Raw genomic sequence first — 16973 nt, 5'->3', positions numbered from 1 at the left:
TTGAATTTGATGGAATTCAGCTTAACTGTTGCGACGCAAGGTGAAGCAGTAGCCGTCTAAAAATGATGTCGCCAAATCGTCTCGACGACAGGGATAAACTATCGTTGTTGCTGCCGTCCGCAGGTCGACAGGACGATATCCTTGTGCAGGCTGCGTTGGACCTCGGCGGCGAAGGTTCGGTCTACCATCTGCTTGCTCACATTCCCGAACAGGGCGAAGACATCTATGCGGTGTTGATCGACGATCACTCGGTTGCTTGTTTCGAGCTGTCTCGCGACGAAGGTACAATCATTCGGGAGCGGTCCAGCGTAATCTCGTTCGATCAGTATCGAAGCCAAATCGGCCAGGGCAAGCGCAGGATCGGGCTCGATAAGGCAGCTGCAAACGCCAGGGAACTGATCAAGCGCGCCGCAAGCGATGCTGGTCGGCCGTCGCAGCGCTAGCCTCAAATCTCATGCAGCACATGCGCCGCCTTGACCGCAGCCGAGGCGCGGTTTTCGACGCCGAGCTTCACATAAATCTGCTCCAGATGCTTGTTCACCGTGCGGGCCGAGAGGCCGAGGATTTCGCCGATGTCGCGATTGGCCTTGCCCTTGGCGATCCAGAGCAGCACTTCGGATTCGCGCTGGGTCAGCGAAAAATGTTGGCGCAGGATTTCGTCGTCGCTGCGCTTGCTCGACGCGGTGAGGCGGAAGAGATGTTCGTCCGGGCCGATCGTGCCGAGAAAGGCGAGCTGCAGCGCGGACTGGCCGCCGTGGCTGATCGAAAGAGCGTTGTCGCGCGGCGCGCCGGCCTTGTTGCGCTCGCGCATGAAGGCGCTGATTTCGCGGACGACGACATCGAGGCCATCGTCGCTGCCCGTCGCGGCATTCACGAGGCGGGTCGCCTGCGGCGTCGACCAGTGGATGGAGCCGTCGCTGCGCACCGCGAGCAGATGGCGGCCGGCGGCGTCGAGGGCGACGCGGGCGCTCTGGGCGGAACGAGCGTTGCGCAGGTGGACGCGGATACGCGCGCGCAGCTCATCGACATTGATCGGCTTCGTCAGATAATCGACGCCGCCCGATTCCAGCGCGTGGACGACATGCTCGGTCTCCGTCAGCCCGGTCATGAAGATGACGGGGACCTGGCTGATCGCGGCATTGGCTTTGATGCGCCGGCAGGTCTCGAAGCCATCCATGGAAGGCATGACGGCATCGAGCAGGATGATATCGGGCGTGATGCGCTCGACGATGTTCAGCGCTGCCTGCCCTGATGTCGCGATCAGCGCGGAAAAGCCGGATTGCTCCAGCGCATCCGTCAGGAATCCGAGCGCGTCCGGGGAATCATCCACCAGCAGAACGATATCGCGGGGAAGGGCGGGTTCAGCCAAGCGGTTCTACCTTTTCGTCGTCGAATGTCTTCAGGAAAGCCAGGAAGCCGTCGAGATCGAAGGCCTGGACATAGGGGCGGAGCGCTGTCGTGAAGGGCTGGTTTTCATCGAGCGCGGCAAGCTCGGTGAGCTTTGCGTCGATGCCCCTGACATAGCCGATTTCGCCGAGGCGGATCAACTCCTGCACATGCGCGATGCCGGGGGTTCTTAGCGGTGGTGGTGGCTTGGGGATAGGGGTCGCCTGCGGATCGGCGTAGGTCCACTTCAGACCGAGATGCAAAGCGAGCTTGTCGCGGATCTGGCGGATATCGACAGGCTTGGCAATGGCGTCGTTATGACTGTCGTCGCTACCCTGTGTGGCCGCGGCATCGCCAATATTGGCCGACAGCATCAGGATCGGCGCCGTCTGGCCGCTCTCCCTGAGACGAGAGACGAGCTGCCAGCCGTTCATGCCCGGCATGGAAATATCGACGAGGAAGAGGTCGGGCTTGATGCCCTCGATCAAGGTCAGGCAATCCGGGCCGCTCGCCGCTGTCAGCACCACGAAGTCGAGCGGCACCAGCACCTCGCGCATCAGCTCGCGGTGATCCTCATTGTCATCGACGACGACGATGGTGCGGCGGGGGCCGTCATAGCCCGAGATCTTCTGCTCCTGTGCCGGCGGCTTCATCTGGCGGTGGACGCCCGACAGCATCAGGCGGACGCGGAAGGTCGAGCCCTTGTCCTTTTCGCTGGCGACGGAGATTTCGCCGCCAAGCGTGTTGGTCAGGAGCTGGGTGATGGTGAGGCCGAGGCCGAGGCCGGGCATGGGACGGACGCTGTCTGCCTCGCCGCGCTGGAATGGCTCGTAGATGCGGCCGAGATCCTTCTCCGCAATCCCTCTGCCGGTATCGGCAACGGAAAAGGTCGCGACCTGGCTGCGATAGGCGACATCGAAAGTGACGCTGCCGTGGTCGGTAAATTTGATCGCGTTGGAGAGAAGGTTGACGAGGATCTGGCGAAGGCGTTTTTCATCGGTGCGCACGAAATCGGGAAGGCTGGGCGCGCGGGTATCGACGAATTCCAGGCCTTTGGCTATCGCTTGTGGGCGGAACATATCGACGATCTGGTCGAGGAAGTCGCGGATGTTGATCTCGTTGGAATAGACCTGCAGTCGGCCGGCCTCGATCTTGGAAATATCCAGCAGGCCGTCGATCAGGCCGGAGAGATGCTCGGCCGAGCGGCGGATGACCTTGATCGAGGATTGCCGGGGCGCCGGAATCGTCTCGTCGCGTTCCAGGATCTGGGCATAGCCGAGTACGGCGTTCAGCGGCGTGCGCAACTCGTGGCTGAGGCCGACGACATAGCGGCTCTTGGCGCGGTTGGCCGCTTCCGCCGCCTCCTTGGCGCTTTGCAGCGCCGCATCCGTCTTCTTGTGGGCGGCGATTTCCTTCAAAAGTAGCGTGTTCTGGCGCGAAGATTCCTCCTCGGCCACCACGCGGCTGTCATGGGCCAGCACATAGAACCAGCAGACCACGCCGGAAATGACGGCGAAGACGAAGAAGACGATCAAGATCGTGCGATCGACGACCTCTGCCGTCTCCGGTAAGGCCGAGCCGACCTGATGGGCGATCATGGCGAGGATCGCGCCGACGGCTGTTAGCGCAAGGACAACGGCGATGCCGTAGCGGCCGAGACGCGTCGTCAGTTTCTCGACGATGGCAATGGGCAGCAGCGTCTTCGCGACCGTGCCGACCTGCGCGTTGAAATGCGCCTTCGGCTTGCACATGTCGTGGCAGCGGCTGTCGAGCGAGCAGCAGAGCGAGCAGATCGGGGCGGCATAGGCCGGGCACCAGGCCATGTCCTCCGGCTCGAAGGGATGTTCGCAGATCGAGCAGGTGATGCTGGTGAGGTTCTTCCAGCTTTGGCGCGGCTTGCGGGCGAGATAGAACTTGCCCCTGGTCGCCCAGGCGATGGCGGGCGAGGCGGCAAAGGCGATGACCAGCGTGATATAGGGGGCGAGCGAGTCGGCGACCGCGCCGAAAGCGCCGAAATGGGCGATCAGCGAGATCGTTGCGGACAGCGTCATGGCGCCGAGGCCGACGGGGTTGATATCGTAGAGATGCGCGCGCTTGAACTCGATGCCCGGAGGGGCAAGGCCGAGCGGCTTGTTGATGAAGAGATCGGCGGAGATTGTGCAGAGCCAGGCCATGGCGACGATCGAGAAGATGCCGAGCGTTTCCTCCAGCAGCCGATAGATGCCGAGCTCCATCAGGAGAAGCGCGATAGCGACGTTGAAGACGAGCCAGATGACCCGGCCCGGATGGCTATGCGTCAGCCGCGAGAAGAAATTCGACCAGGCGAGCGACCCCGCATAGGCGTTCATGACGTTGATCTTCAGCTGCGAGACCATGACGAAGGCGGCCATCAGCAGCAGCGCCGCGTTATGCCAGGGGATCATGTAGCCGAAGGCCGTCAGATACATCTGCGCCGGATCGGCGGCGCGATCGGCGGGCACGCCCGATGTCAGCGTCAGCACGACGAGGAAGGAGCCGGCCATCAGCTTCGGCGCACCGATGATGACCCAGCCAGGTCCGGCGAGGAAGATCGCCAGCAGATGGCGCCATTTGCGATGGCCTTCCGGCGGCAGGAAGCGCAGGAAGTCGGCCTGTTCGCCGATCTGCGACATCAGGGCGAGGATGACTGCGGAGGCGGCGCCGAATTCGACGAGATCGAAGGGCGCGATGGTGCCTGCAGGGCCGGAGGAATGGTGGATGCCGGCAAAGGCGCGCCAGACATCGAATTTCTGCCAGTCGGAGAAGGCGATGAAGATGAAGGGCAGGACGTTCAGCACGATCCAGAAAGGCTGGGTCAGGAGCTGGAAGCGGCTGATCAGTCTCACGCCGTGCGTGACCAGCGGAATGACCATGCAGGCGCTAAGGATATAGCCGATCCACAGCGGGATGCCGAGCGTCAGTTCCAGCGCGCCGGACATGATCGAGGCCTCGATCGCAAACAGCATGAAGGTGAAGCTTGCATAGATCAGCGAGGTGATGGTCGAGCCGATATAGCCGAAGCTCGCGCCGCGCGTCAGGAGGTCGATATCGACGCCGTGGCGGATGGCATAGCGGCTGATCGGCAGGCCGATCGCGAGCATGGCGATCGAGGCAACGATGATGGCGAAAAAGGCATTGGTCGTGCCGTAGGAGAGGGTGATGGCACCGCCGATCGCTTCCAGCGCCAGGAAGGAGATGGCGCCAATCGCAGTCTGCGAAATGCGCTGCGAGGAGAATTGCCGGGCACTCTTGGCGGTGAAACGCAGCGCATAGTCTTCCAGTGTCTGGTTGGCGACCCAGCGGTTATATTCGCGCCTGACTGGAATGATGCGTTGCCGCGCTGCCATGCCTCTCCTTCAAGCTCTTCCTTCAGCCTGTCATGATGTCGTAACACGGATCGGAAGGTCGCTTAAGAGTGCAGGGCAGCATAAAACTGCACATTTCCCCCCGGCGCCTACGTCAAATTGCGTATACGGTTTTGCAGCGCAGCACCGGATAGTTCCCCCAGGCAGCGGTTAACCTTCGTTAAAAGCCGCTGAACTGCCTAAAAGAGGGGAACTATCATGAAACTCAAGGCACAGATCTCTGCCGCACTTCTCGCCGCCGTAATGTCGACGACCGCGCTTCACGGCGTCTTTGCCGCCGACGACACGATCAAGGTCGGCGTGCTGCATTCGCTTTCCGGCACGATGGCGATTTCCGAGACGACGCTGAAAGACGCCATGCTGATGCTCATCGACGAGCAGAACAAGAAGGGCGGCGTTCTCGGCAAGAAGCTCGAGCCTGTCGTCGTCGATCCGGCTTCCGACTGGCCGCTCTTTGCCGAAAAGGCGCGCGAACTGGTCGAGAAGGACAAGGTTTCGGCCGTCTTCGGTTGCTGGACTTCCGTTTCGCGCAAGTCGGTCCTCCCTGTTTTCAAGGAGCTGAATTCGATCCTCTTCTACCCTGTTCAGTTCGAGGGTGAGGAATCCGAGCGCAACGTCTTCTACACGGGTGCCGCTCCAAACCAGCAGGCGATCCCGGCTGTCGATTACCTGATGCAGAACGAAGGCGTTCAGCGCTGGGTTCTCGAAGGCACGGACTATGTCTACCCGCGCACGACCAACAAGATCCTCGAAGCCTATCTGAAGTCCAAGGGCGTCAAGGACGAAGACATCATCGTCAACTACACGCCGTTCGGCTTCTCCGACTGGCAGACGGAAGTCTCGAAGATCAAGTCCTTCGGTGGTGCCGGCAAGAAGACTGCCGTCGTCTCGACGATCAACGGCGACGCCAACGTTCCCTTCTACAAGGAACTCGGCAACCAGGGCGTCAAGGCTGAAGACATTCCCGTCGTCGCCTTCTCGGTCGGCGAGGAAGAACTCTCCGGCATGGACACGAAGCCGCTGGTCGGCCATCTCGCCGCCTGGAACTACTTCGAATCCGTCGATACGCCTGCCAATGCCGAATTCATCAAGGAATGGCACGCCTATACGAAGAACGACAAACGGGTAACGAACGACCCGATGGAAGCTGCCTATATCGGCTTCAACATGTGGGTGAAGGCCGTCGAAAAGGCCGGCACGACAGATCCGGACAAGGTCATCGACGCGCTGCCGGGCGTTTCCGTTCCGAACCTGACGGGCGGCATCGCGACGATGATGCCGAACCACTACATCACCAAGCCGGTTTTGATCGGCGAAATCCAGGACAACGGCCAGTTCGACGTCGTCTCCCAGACCCCCGAGGTCATCGGCGACGAATGGTCCGACTATCTGCCCGACTCCAAGGACCTGATGTCCGATTGGCTGGCGCCGATGAAGTGCGGCAACTTCAACGTCTCGACAGGCAAGTGCGGCGGCAAGGGCTCCTGATCGGCTCCGGCTCGATAATGAAAAAGGCCGCGGGCAGGATTTTTTGCCCGTAGCAGTCTGAGGCCGAGGTAAGTGCGTTTGGCTGCAAGACCCTCTCTGCCCTGCCGGGCATCTCCCTCACAAGGGGGAGAAGACCCGCGGCGCCCGCTCGCTTTCATGGGGACGCAGACGGTGCGGCGGGCGAGCCCCTCCTCCTTGTGGGGAGGGGTTGGGGAGGGGTCTTTGAGCCGCACGCACCAACCCGGCAATCCGAGGGGACGGCGCCATGTTCGACACATTCGTTTATCGCATAGGCCTGGCGATATCGGCCGGCTTTCTTCTTTGCGTCCTCGCCGTCGGCGGCTTGAGGGCGCAGGACGATCCGCATGGCCTGATCAATTCCCTCGGCCCGGCGAATTTCCAGCAGGCCGACGAGATCGTGAAGAACCTCGCCAAGACGGGCGATGCGAAGATCGTGCCAGCCCTCGAAGCCTTCTCCAACGGCGATCTCTATGTCCGCAAGTCGGACAACCAGGTCTTCATGACCAAGCCCGCCGGCTCCTTCGACCTTGCCATCATAGATCCCATCAGCGGCGAGAAGGTCGGTCAGGAAAACAAGGGCAACCTGACCAAGATCAAGGTCAACAACAATCTGCGCCGCTCGATCCGCGCGGCGATCGGCGGCCTGACGCTGATGAGCCCGGATCGCGGTGTCCGGCTCGAAGCCGCCGAATCCATCCTGAAAGCTCCTAGCGCCGACAGCCTCGAGGCCATCGAAACCGCGCTGAAGAGCGAGAAGGACAGCGAGATCCGCAGTGCTCTCGACAAGGCACGCTCTGTCGCCATCCTCTCCTCCGACCGGTCGATCGATGACAAGAAGGCGGCGATCCAGGCGATCCGCGAGGAGGGTGGCCGCGATGCCATCGGCATTCTGTCCGCCATTTCCGTCGATGACAGCTTGAAGCCCGATGTCGCCGCGGCGATCAAAAGCGTGCAGGAGAAACTGGCGATCTGGGACGGCGTGCAGAACGTATGGTACGGACTGTCGCTCGGCTCGGTGCTGCTGCTCGCCGCCATCGGCCTTGCCATTACCTTCGGCGTCATGGGCATCATCAACATGGCGCATGGCGAGATGGTCATGCTGGGCGCCTATTCGACCTATGTCGTGCAGGCGATCATCCGCTCCTCCTTCCCCGGTCTCTTCGACTGGTCGCTGGCGATCGCGCTGCCGGTTGCCGTCATCGTCACGGGCGCGGTCGGGCTGGTCATCGAGCGCTGCGTTATCCGTTTCCTCTATGGCCGGCCGCTGGAAACGCTGCTCGCCACCTGGGGCATTTCGCTGATCCTGCAGCAGGCTGTGCGTTCGATCTTCGGGCCGACCAATCAGGAGGTCGGCAATCCCTCCTGGATGTCCGGTTCCTTCGACGTCGGCTATATGAGCGTCACCTGGAACCGTGCCTGGATCATCGTCTTCTCGCTCGCGGTCTTTTTCGCCCTGCTGATGCTGCTCAAGCGCTCGTCCTTCGGGCTGCAGATGCGGGCGGTGACGCAGAACCGGCGCATGGCCTCCTCCATGGGTATCCGCACGCCCTGGGTGGATGCCTTCACCTTCGCGCTCGGATCGGCGATCGCCGGCATGGCGGGTGTCGCGCTTTCCCAGATCGACAACGTCTCGCCCAATCTCGGCCAGAACTACATCATCGACAGCTTCATGGTCGTGGTCTTCGGCGGCGTCGGCAATCTCTGGGGCACGCTGGTCGGCGCCTTCTCGCTCGGCATTCTCAATAAGTTCCTAGAGCCCTATGCCGGTGCCGTTCTCGGCAAGATCCTGGTGCTCGTGCTCATCATCCTCTTCATCCAGAAACGTCCGCGCGGCCTGTTCGCGCTCAAGGGAAGGGCGGTGGAAGCATGATTACGGCCTTCCTCCTGCGGTCGCTGGACCGCAAGATCAGCATCGCGATCCTTATCCTGCTGGCGGTCGCTGTGCTGGTGCCCGTCTCCAATCTCATGACGCAGGAAACGAGCCCGCTGCACATTCCGACCTATCTGATGTCGCTGTTCGGCAAGTATCTGACCTATGCGCTGCTGGCGCTGGCGCTCGATCTCGTCTGGGGCTTCTGCGGCATCCTTTCGCTCGGCCACGGCGCCTTCTTTGCGCTCGGTGGTTATGCGATGGGCATGTATCTGATGCGCCAGATCGGTTCGCGCGGCACCTACGGCAATCCGATATTGCCCGATTTCATGGTGTTTCTGAACTACAAGGCATTGCCCTGGTTCTGGTACGGCTTCGATCATTTCTGGTTCGCCGTGCTGATGGTCTTTGCAGCACCCGGCCTGCTCGCCTTCGTCTTCGGCTGGTTCGCCTTCCGCTCACGTGTCAACGGCGTCTATCTGTCGATCATCACGCAGGCCATGACGTATGCGCTGCTGCTCGCCTTTTTCCGCAACGACATGGGCTTCGGCGGCAATAACGGCCTGACCGACTTCAAAGATATCCTCGGCTTCAACATCCAGGCCGACGGCACGCGCGCCGCGCTCTTTGCCGCGACCGCCATCATGCTGGCGATCTCGCTGATGCTTTCCTCGGCGATCGTGCGCTCCAAGTTCGGCAAGGTGCTCGTCGGCGTGCGCGATGCCGAAAGCCGCACGCGCTTCCTTGGCTACCGCGTCGAGCATATCAAGCTCTTCACCTTCGTCGTCTCGGCGATGATGGCGGGTGTCGCCGGCGCGCTCTACGTGCCGCAGATCGGCATCATCAATCCCGGCGAATTTGCCCCCGCCAATTCGATCGAGGTCGTCATCTGGACGGCGGTCGGCGGCCGCGCCACCCTGATCGGCCCGATCATCGGCGCGATCCTCGTCAATGGCGGCAAGACGATCTTTACCGGCCTGTTTCCCGATTTCTGGCTGTTTGCGCTGGGCGGCCTCTTCGTCCTCGTCACGCTCTTCCTGCCGCGCGGCGTCGTCGGCACGATCATGAGCTACGGGGCGGGCGGGCGGCGCCTGCGCAAGGCCTCGGCCGAGGCGGAAGACGGCGAGAGCGACAAGAAAATCCAGGCGGCGGAGTAGACCATGATTCCGGACGGCAAACCCACCAGCATGCTCTACCTCAACAACGTCTCGGTCTCCTTCGACGGCTTCAAGGCGTTGAATGCGCTGTCGATCGTCATCGAACCCGGCGAACTGCGCGCCATTATCGGCCCGAACGGCGCTGGCAAGACGACGATGATGGACATCATCACCGGCAAGACGCGGCCGAATTCTGGCGAAGTCTTCTTCAACGGCAGCATCGACCTGACCAAGAAGGATGAGGCTGACATCGCCCAACTCGGCATTGGCCGGAAATTCCAGAAGCCCACGGTCTTCGAGAGCCATACGGTCTGGGACAATATCGAACTTGCGCTGAACCGCTCGCGCGGCGTCTTCTCGACACTGTTCTACCGGCTCTCCAATGCCGATCGTAATCGCATCCATGAAATCCTCGATACGGTGCGCATGCATCACCGCAAGGACGAACTCGCCGCCAATCTTTCGCACGGCCAGAAGCAATGGCTGGAGATCGGTATGCTGCTGGCACAGGAGCCGAAACTGCTGCTCGTCGACGAACCGGTCGCCGGCATGACTGATGCGGAGACGGCCGAGACGGCGATCCTGCTGAAGGAGATCGCCAAGACCCGCTCCGTCGTCGTGGTGGAACACGACATGGGCTTCATCCGAGACCTCGGCGTCAAGGTGACGTGCTTGGCGGAAGGCTCGGTGCTGGCCGAGGGATCGATCGATTTCGTCAGCAGCGATCCGAAGGTGATCGAGAATTATCTGGGGCGGTGATGGGGATGAGTGTTGTGCGCGTGATACCCCCCTCTGCCCTGCCGGGCATCTCCGCCACAAGGGGGGAGATTGACTCGTGGCGGGCGTCTCACCAATCCATGAACGTTGGAGCGAGCGGGTGCGCCCAGCCGATCTCCCCACCTGTGGCGGAGATGCCTGGCAGGGCAGAGGGGGGCGTCCCAGCCTCAAACCATCATAGGGGACAGCCATGCTGAAAGTCGAAAACGCCAACCTCCACTACGGCGCCGCCCAGGCGCTGCGCGGCATCTCGATCAAGGCCGAGATGGGCAAGATCACCTGTGTTCTCGGGCGAAACGGCGTCGGCAAGAGCTCGCTGCTGCGGGCCGTCACCGGCCAACACGCTTTATCGGGCGGCAGCGTCACCTTCAACGAGGTGAAGCTGAACGGCATGGCGCCGTTTGCGCGCGCCAAGCAGGGTATCGGTTACGTCCCGCAGGGGCGCGAGATCTTCCCGCTGCTCACCGTCAAGGAAAATCTGGAAACGGGGTTTGCGCCGGTCGGCCGCAAGGACAAGAACATCCCTGACGACATCTACAATCTCTTCCCGGTGCTGAAATCCATGCTCGGCCGTCGCGGCGGCGATCTGTCGGGCGGGCAGCAACAGCAACTGGCGATCGGCCGGGCGCTGGTGATGCGGCCGAGGATCCTGGTGCTTGACGAGCCGACCGAGGGCATCCAGCCGTCGATCATCAAGGATATCGGCCGGGCGATCCGCTACCTACGCGACTCCACCGGCATGGCGATCCTGCTCGTCGAGCAATATCTCGATTTTTGCCGCGAGCTTGCCGACTACGTCTACATCATGGATCGCGGCGTGATCATGCATGAGGGACTTGCCGAAACTTTGGACACGCCCGAAGCAAGGCGTCACCTGACCGTATGATCCGTGCTGCAGATTTCATCCCCTGCTGAAAAATCGTGCAGTCTCGTGCATCGGACGTTCCATGCGTCTTCGACGCGCGCTCGCTTCTGCATGAGGCACGGAAATTGCGTCAATGTCTCGGTAGACGGGTTCGGTAAAGCCCGTGGAACGACATGCCAGGATCGGAAGAGCAGATGACCGCAGCAGCGGTGAGCACCAGACCGCAGAGAGCCGAGGGATACGGACATCTCGCCGCAAAGGCATTGAATGGTCGCACGCGCCTTGCCGAGCTTTTTCAGGAAGGTGCAGCGAAGATCCGGCTGCCCGACACGTTCGACCATTCCATGGAAGCGGTCATCATCAATACCGCGGGAGGTCTCACCGGCGGTGACCGCATGAACTGGAGCGTGGTCGCAGCGCCAGGCACGCGCATCGACGTGACGACGCAGGCTTGCGAGAAGATCTACAAGGCTTCGGCAGGGACCGCCGAAGTCTCCACGTCGATCAAGGTTGGGGCCGGAGCGCGCGTCGACTGGCTGCCGCAGGAAACGATCCTCTTCGATCGGGCATCGCTTTTCCGCAGGCTCGACGTCGATCTCGCCGAAGGCGCCGAATTCCTTGGCGTCGAGGCGGTCCTGCTGGGGCGCAAGATGATGGGGGAGGCGATGGTGACGGGCCTGTTTCGTGACCGCTGGCGCATCCGCCGCTCCGGCAAGCTCATTCACGCGGAAGAGCTCCGGCTGGAGGGCGCTGTCGCCGACCTTGCCGCTACTCACGCCGTGCTCAGCGGTCAGGTCGCCTTCGCGACCTTGCTCTACGCGGGTGCATCCGCCGAAGCCTACCTAGCGAAGGTGCGGCCGCTGCTTGAAGGGCATATGGGCGGTGCCAGCCAGTGGCGCGACAAGCTGGTGGTGCGGCTTGCCGCTGCCGATGGCTTCGCGCTCAGAAAAATTCTGATCCCGGTCATTTCCGCCTTGCGTAACGGCGGGCCGGTGCCGAAAGTCTGGAATCTGTAAATTCGAAGCACATAGGTAGACGATGAACCTCACTCCGAGAGAAAAAGACAAGCTGTTGATTTCCATGGCGGCAATGGTGGCACGGCGACGCTTGGAACGGGGCGTCAAGCTGAACCATCCGGAAGCAATCGCATTGATCACCGACTTCGTCGTCGAGGGCGCGCGGGACGGCCGCCCGGTTGCCGAGCTGATGGAAGCCGGCGCCCACGTCATCAGCCGAGACCAGGTGATGGAAGGCATTGCCGAAATGATTCACGACGTGCAGGTCGAGGCGACGTTCCCTGATGGAACCAAGCTCGTCACCGTGCACGAGCCGATCCGGTAAGGTTAGGAATAGACATGATCCCAGGTGAAATTATTGCCGCAAGCGGCGATATCGAGCTCAATGCAGACGCGCCGACCGTGTCGATCGAGGTGTCCAATACCGGCGACCGGCCTGTTCAGGTCGGCAGCCACTATCATTTCGCGGAAACCAATGGCGGCCTTTCGTTCGATCGCGCCAAGGCACAGGGCATGCGTCTTGATATTCCCGCCGGAACAGCGGTGCGTTTCGAGCCCGGGCAGACCCGCTCGGTGACGCTCATTCCGCTTTCCGGCAAGCGTGAGGTTTATGGCTTTCGCCAGAAAGTCATGGGCAAGCTCTAGGCTGCCTCGACAAATGCAGCCGGGAGGGCGGAATGAAATTTTCATGGTTGGGAGCATGTGCGGGGATCGGCATGCTGTGTTTTGCAGGCATGGCGCATGCCGAAGACGATGCGCAGGTCGATTGCAAGAATGCGGTCACGCAGACGGACATGAACATTTGCGCGGATCGCGACTACAAGGCGGCGGATGCCGAGCTGAACGTGCAGTACAAGGAGACCCGCGCCACGATGGTTTCCTGGGATGCGGACCTGGATGACGATCTGAAGGGAGCGGAAAAAGCGCTCCTCAAGGCACAGCGCGCATGGGTCGATTATCGCGACGGCGAATGCGAGGCCGAGGGTTTCGAGGCGCGGGGCGGAACGATGGAACCGATGTTGGTTTCGGCCTGCCTCGCCTCGGTGACGCGTGAGCGGACGAAACAGCTGAAGCAATTGGCCGATGGGCTTGGGAACTAGTACGACAGTGAGTGTCAGGCAGATCATCATGATCGTCGGCAACGGCGAGGTTTCCGAGGCGGCGGCAAAAACGATCGATGCTGCCGACCTCGTCGTACGCTTCAACGATTGCCGTTCGGCGACCGATATTCGATGCCGCACCGATGTCGTTGCGGTCTGCAATACCGGCAGGCCGGGAAAGGCGATGCTGGCCTCGCCGGACTGGCGCAATCATTTCGCCGTCAAGTCCGCCTCGGAAATCTGGAGCGTGCGTGATCCAGCGAAATTCGCGGAGATGCGGGCGCCGCTTGCCGTCTCCCATCCGGAACTCGATGATTTCTGCGACGATTATACGGATGGCTTCGAGGCCTTCGCGCGGGAGACCGGCAAACGGCATGTGATCATCGATCGCACCATCCACGAAGGTGTCGACGAGGCACTCGAGGCTTATCAGCCAGGCCCTTACGTCGTGCCCAGCAGCGGCATGGTTGTCATCGCCGAGGCGCTTGCCCGCTATCCCGACGCCGATGTGGCGATTGCGGGCTTCGGGCATGTCGGCTGGGAGTGGCATCCCTTTTCCGCAGAAAAGAAGCTGGTCGAAGCAATGATATCGGCCGGGCGGCTCCGGCGCCTGGACCCCAATTTTTCCGAACCCCAGAGGTAGAACAGACGATGCCCTACAAGATCTCCCGTGCCGCCTATGCCAACATGTTCGGCCCGACCGTCGGAGACAAGGTTCGTCTCGCCGATACCGAACTCTTCATCGAGGTGGAAAAGGATTTCACGACCTATGGCGAAGAAGTGAAATTCGGCGGCGGCAAGGTCATCCGCGACGGCATGGGGCAGAGCCAGGTGACGCGGGCGAACGGCGCGGTCGACACCGTCATCACCAATGCGTTGATCGTCGATACCTGGGGGATCGTGAAAGCCGATATCGGGCTGAAGGACGGGCGGATCGTGGCTATCGGCAAGGCGGGCAATCCTGACATGCAGCCTGGCGTCAACATCATTGTCGGCCCGGGCACCGAAGCGATCGCAGGCGAGGGCAAGATCGTCACTGCCGGCGGCATGGACAGCCATATCCACTTCATCGCGCCACAGCAGATCGAGGAAGCGCTGATGTCGGGCATTACCTGCATGCTCGGCGGCGGCACCGGCCCGGCGCACGGGACGCTTGCGACCACCTGCACGCCCGGCCCCTGGCACATTGCCCGGATGATCGAGGCGGCCGACGCATTCCCGATGAACCTTGCCTTTGCGGGCAAGGGCAATGCCTCGCTGCCCGGCGCGCTGGAGGAGATGGTGCTTGCCGGCGCAACTTCGCTGAAACTGCATGAGGACTGGGGTACGACGCCGGCTGCGATCGATTGCTGCTTGACGGTTGCCGACCAATACGACGTGCAGGTGATGATCCATACCGATACGCTGAACGAAAGCGGCTTCGTCGAGGACACGATCGGCGCGATCAAGGGTCGCACCATCCACGCTTTTCACACCGAAGGTGCGGGCGGCGGGCACGCGCCTGACATCATCAAGATCTGCGGCCAAGCGAACGTCATTCCCTCGTCCACCAATCCGACGCGGCCCTATACGGTCAACACGATCGCCGAGCACCTGGACATGCTGATGGTCTGCCATCACCTGTCGCCGTCGATCCCGGAAGATATCGCCTTTGCCGAAAGCCGCATCCGCAAGGAGACGATCGCCGCGGAAGACATCCTCCACGACATCGGCGCCTTCTCGATCATCTCGTCCGATAGCCAGGCCATGGGTCGGGTCGGCGAAGTGGCGATCCGCACCTGGCAGACGGCAGACAAGATGAAACGCCAGCGCGGCCGGATGAAGGAAGAAAAGGGCGAGAACGACAATTTCCGTGTCAAGCGCTACATCGCCAAATACACGATCAATCCGGCGATCGCCCATGGCCTCAGCCATGAGATCGGCTCGGTCGAAGTCGGCAAGCGCGCCGACCTCGTGATCTGGAACCCGGCTTTTTTCGGTGTGAAGCCGGACATGATCCTGCTCGGCGGCTCGATCGCAGCCGCCCCCATGGGGGACCCGAACGCCTCGATCCCGACGCCGCAACCGGTCCACTACCGCCCGATGTTTGCGTCCTACGGCAAGAGCCTCACGAATTCCTCCGTCACCTTCGTCAGCCAGGCCTCGCTCGATGCAGGCCTCAAGGGCAAGCTCGGCGTCGCCAAGGATCTCCTCGCCGTCAGGAACACGCGCGGCGGCATCTCCAAGGCCTCCATGGTGATGAACAGCCTGACGCCACATATCGAGGTCGATCCGGAGACTTACGAAGTGCGCGCCGATGGCGAGCTCTTGACCTGCGAGCCCGCAACCGTGCTACCCATGGCGCAGCGTTATTTCCTGTTCTAGCAGGGGCATAGATGTTCTGGAAAGCGAAGCCGACGATCAGCTTCCACGATGAAGAGTGGCAGATCTCTGCCTGGGAATGGCTATTCGACAATCTGGGTGGACTTGAGAGGCTGAAGCGGCTGCCATCTCACTATCCGCGACAGGTCGATTTTCCGCGTTCGGGCCTCTCCGGGCACGCGCATGTCGCCTTTGTGTTCTCGCAGCTTTGCGGATTGCTGGGGCTTGATAGTGGCGCTTTTGAGCTGCTTCCCCAGCAGGCCGCGATTAATCCGCATCTTGGCCCCCTGGCTGTCGTCCAAAATGCGCCACATGAGCCATTGGGTACCTATAGCAGCCACGAGAACGCCCATGTGATTACCTACGATCCGGTGGCCGCCAAGGATTTGGAACGCCTGATCGCGACACTGGCGCATGAGCTTTGCCACGCCATCCTCTTTTCGATCCCGGAACGGCCGGCAGACTGGGCTGAAAACGAAGAGTTCGCAACAGATCTTGCGACAGTCTTCTTCGGGTTCGGAATATTTGGAGGGAATGGTTCCTTCGAATTTTCTCAGTTTCGTGACGACGCCACCGGCAGTCAGGGTTGGTCGACAAGACGGGCTGGATACCTGACGCAAAACGAGTGGGGTTTTGCTCTCGCCGTACGTGCCATCCTGACCGGCGAAGATGTCGCGCCGATCAAGAAGTATAGCAGCGACGGCCTCTATCTCAATTTCCGAAAAAATTACGCCTACCTTGAGCGGAATCCGGATAAATTGGCGGGTCTGCGAGCTTAGCGCCGCCCCAATCCATGCGCTCACGGAATAGCTGTCATGCGCTGCAATATATTAGCGCATTTTATGCTGCGGCGCGGCAAAGTCTCCGTTAGTGAGGGGCCACAAAATAGGGGTCGCGGATTTTCCCAAGACTTGCCGCGACCCCACCCCTCGACCAAGGAGATTTCGATGATCGGCAAAAAGGTTCCCGCCGTTACCTTCCGCACCCGCGTTCGTGACGAAGCCGTTGGCGGCCCCAATCCGTTCCGCTGGCAGGACGTTTCGTCCGAGGATTATTTCGGCGGCAAGCGCGTTGTATTGTTCTCGCTGCCGGGGGCCTTTACCCCGACATGCTCGACCTACCAGCTGCCCGACTTCGAAAAGCTCCATGAGGATTTCAAGGCCGAGGGCGTCGACGAGATCTACTGCATTTCCGTCAACGACGCCTTCGTCATGAATGCCTGGGGCAAGTCGCAGAATCTCGAGAACGTCAAGCTCATCCCCGACGGCTCGGGCGAATTTACGCGCAAGATGGGTATGCTCGTTGCCAAGGATAATCTCGGCTTTGGCATGCGCTCCTGGCGTTATGCCGCCGTGATCGATAACGGCGTCGTAGAGCACTGGTTTGAAGAAGAAGGCTATGCCGACAATTCGGAAACCGATCCGTACGGCGTTTCTGCCCCGCAGAACATCCTTGAGAGCCTGAAGTCTCTGAAGGCTGCTGCCTGAGCGAAGCTCGGTTCTCTTTAACGAATCATTGATGGAGGCCCTTTCGAGGGCCTTTTTCATTG

Annotated in this window: 16 protein-coding genes; 14 read left to right on the top strand and 2 right to left on the bottom strand. The window is 61.2% G+C overall.

Features of this window, described 5'->3' with window-relative positions; genetic code table 11:
- The first annotated feature begins 104 nt into the window (after positions 1-104).
- On the top strand, positions 105-443 hold the full coding sequence (locus DTW90_RS03525; RefSeq protein WP_188079869.1) for a hypothetical protein: 339 nt from the start codon (positions 105-107) through the stop codon (positions 441-443).
- A gap of 2 nt (positions 444-445) precedes the next feature.
- Here DTW90_RS03525 and DTW90_RS03520 read toward each other — a convergent pair whose 3' ends face one another.
- A complete protein-coding gene (locus tag DTW90_RS03520) occupies positions 446-1369 on the bottom strand; it encodes a response regulator transcription factor (RefSeq protein WP_149336441.1) in 924 nt (307 codons plus the stop codon).
- Positions 1362-4751 (bottom strand): ATP-binding protein, encoded by a 3390-nt coding sequence (locus DTW90_RS03515; RefSeq protein ID WP_149336439.1) that lies wholly within the window; start codon positions 4749-4751, stop codon positions 1362-1364. Before DTW90_RS03515 ends, DTW90_RS03520 begins: the two co-directional genes overlap by 8 nt.
- Before the next feature lie 216 nt (positions 4752-4967).
- On the opposite strand from DTW90_RS03515, the gene urtA reads away from it, so the two are divergent.
- The 13 genes from urtA to DTW90_RS03445 all read left to right on the top strand — a co-directional run bounded on the left by urtA (position 4968) and on the right by DTW90_RS03445 (position 16911).
- Positions 4968-6257, top strand: coding sequence for an urea ABC transporter substrate-binding protein (gene urtA, locus DTW90_RS03510; protein WP_149336437.1), 1290 nt, complete (start codon positions 4968-4970; stop codon positions 6255-6257).
- A 265-nt stretch (positions 6258-6522) separates the two neighbouring features.
- Entirely contained in the window at positions 6523-8148 is a 1626-nt protein-coding gene (gene urtB, locus DTW90_RS03505) for an urea ABC transporter permease subunit UrtB (RefSeq protein WP_149336435.1), read from the top strand.
- Positions 8145-9305, top strand: a complete 1161-nt coding sequence (gene urtC / locus DTW90_RS03500) for an urea ABC transporter permease subunit UrtC (protein WP_149336433.1) — start codon at positions 8145-8147, stop codon at positions 9303-9305. Before urtB ends, urtC begins: the two co-directional genes overlap by 4 nt.
- Positions 9306-9308: 3 nt before the next feature.
- Positions 9309-10064: an urea ABC transporter ATP-binding protein UrtD gene (urtD, locus tag DTW90_RS03495; RefSeq protein ID WP_149336431.1), complete on the top strand. Its 756-nt coding sequence runs from the start codon at positions 9309-9311 to the stop codon at positions 10062-10064.
- A 208-nt stretch (positions 10065-10272) separates the two neighbouring features.
- Positions 10273-10968, top strand: a complete 696-nt coding sequence (gene urtE / locus DTW90_RS03485; protein WP_132518686.1) for an urea ABC transporter ATP-binding subunit UrtE — start codon at positions 10273-10275, stop codon at positions 10966-10968.
- 173 nt (positions 10969-11141) lie between these two features.
- Positions 11142-11963 (top strand): urease accessory protein UreD, encoded by an 822-nt coding sequence (locus DTW90_RS03480; RefSeq protein WP_149336429.1) that lies wholly within the window; start codon positions 11142-11144, stop codon positions 11961-11963.
- Positions 11964-11985: 22 nt separating this feature from the next.
- Complete coding sequence (locus tag DTW90_RS03475; RefSeq protein ID WP_028751899.1) at positions 11986-12288, top strand: urease subunit gamma; 303 nt, start codon at positions 11986-11988, stop codon at positions 12286-12288.
- Positions 12289-12302: 14 nt separating this feature from the next.
- On the top strand, positions 12303-12608 hold the full coding sequence (locus DTW90_RS03470) for an urease subunit beta (RefSeq protein WP_149336427.1): 306 nt from the start codon (positions 12303-12305) through the stop codon (positions 12606-12608).
- A 32-nt stretch (positions 12609-12640) separates the two neighbouring features.
- Entirely contained in the window at positions 12641-13063 is a 423-nt protein-coding gene (locus tag DTW90_RS03465) for a lysozyme inhibitor LprI family protein (protein WP_188079868.1), read from the top strand.
- 28 nt (positions 13064-13091) lie between these two features.
- The gene (locus DTW90_RS03460; RefSeq protein WP_149337026.1) at positions 13092-13706 is read left to right on the top strand and encodes a Urease operon accessory protein; all 615 of its coding nucleotides are present in this window, start codon (positions 13092-13094) and stop codon (positions 13704-13706) included.
- Positions 13707-13714: 8 nt separating this feature from the next.
- Positions 13715-15427 (top strand): urease subunit alpha, encoded by a 1713-nt coding sequence (gene ureC, locus DTW90_RS03455; RefSeq protein WP_132518694.1) that lies wholly within the window; start codon positions 13715-13717, stop codon positions 15425-15427.
- A gap of 11 nt (positions 15428-15438) precedes the next feature.
- Entirely contained in the window at positions 15439-16203 is a 765-nt protein-coding gene (locus tag DTW90_RS03450; protein ID WP_149336425.1) for a SprT family zinc-dependent metalloprotease, read from the top strand.
- 168 nt (positions 16204-16371) lie between these two features.
- Positions 16372-16911 (top strand): peroxiredoxin, encoded by a 540-nt coding sequence (locus tag DTW90_RS03445; protein WP_132518698.1) that lies wholly within the window; start codon positions 16372-16374, stop codon positions 16909-16911.
- The last annotated feature ends 62 nt before the right edge of the window (positions 16912-16973 follow it).

Source organism: Neorhizobium sp. P12A (assembly GCF_008365395.1).
GTDB lineage: Bacteria > Pseudomonadota > Alphaproteobacteria > Rhizobiales > Rhizobiaceae > Rhizobium.
Note: the sequence above shows the minus strand (reverse complement) of the source record. Positions and strands in the feature narration are given on the sequence as shown.

Bases quoted from the DNA above. Each gene is read 5' to 3' on its own strand.
- DTW90_RS03480 (WP_149336429.1), top strand. From the start codon at position 11,142: ATGACCGCAGCAGCGGTGAGCACCAGACCGCAGAGAGCCGAGGGATAC.
- DTW90_RS03475 (WP_028751899.1), top strand. From the start codon at position 11,986: ATGAACCTCACTCCGAGAGAAAAAGACAAGCTGTTGATTTCCATGGCG.
- DTW90_RS03465 (WP_188079868.1), top strand. From the start codon at position 12,641: ATGAAATTTTCATGGTTGGGAGCATGTGCGGGGATCGGCATGCTGTGT.
- DTW90_RS03445 (WP_132518698.1), top strand. From the start codon at position 16,372: ATGATCGGCAAAAAGGTTCCCGCCGTTACCTTCCGCACCCGCGTTCGT.
- urtC (WP_149336433.1), top strand. From the start codon at position 8,145: ATGATTACGGCCTTCCTCCTGCGGTCGCTGGACCGCAAGATCAGCATC.
- ureC (WP_132518694.1), top strand. From the start codon at position 13,715: ATGCCCTACAAGATCTCCCGTGCCGCCTATGCCAACATGTTCGGCCCG.
- DTW90_RS03460 (WP_149337026.1), top strand. From the start codon at position 13,092: ATGATCGTCGGCAACGGCGAGGTTTCCGAGGCGGCGGCAAAAACGATC.
- urtE (WP_132518686.1), top strand. From the start codon at position 10,273: ATGCTGAAAGTCGAAAACGCCAACCTCCACTACGGCGCCGCCCAGGCG.
- DTW90_RS03450 (WP_149336425.1), top strand. From the start codon at position 15,439: ATGTTCTGGAAAGCGAAGCCGACGATCAGCTTCCACGATGAAGAGTGG.
- DTW90_RS03515 (WP_149336439.1), bottom strand. From the start codon at position 4,751: ATGGCAGCGCGGCAACGCATCATTCCAGTCAGGCGCGAATATAACCGC.
- urtB (WP_149336435.1), top strand. From the start codon at position 6,523: ATGTTCGACACATTCGTTTATCGCATAGGCCTGGCGATATCGGCCGGC.
- urtD (WP_149336431.1), top strand. From the start codon at position 9,309: ATGATTCCGGACGGCAAACCCACCAGCATGCTCTACCTCAACAACGTC.
- DTW90_RS03470 (WP_149336427.1), top strand. From the start codon at position 12,303: ATGATCCCAGGTGAAATTATTGCCGCAAGCGGCGATATCGAGCTCAAT.
- urtA (WP_149336437.1), top strand. From the start codon at position 4,968: ATGAAACTCAAGGCACAGATCTCTGCCGCACTTCTCGCCGCCGTAATG.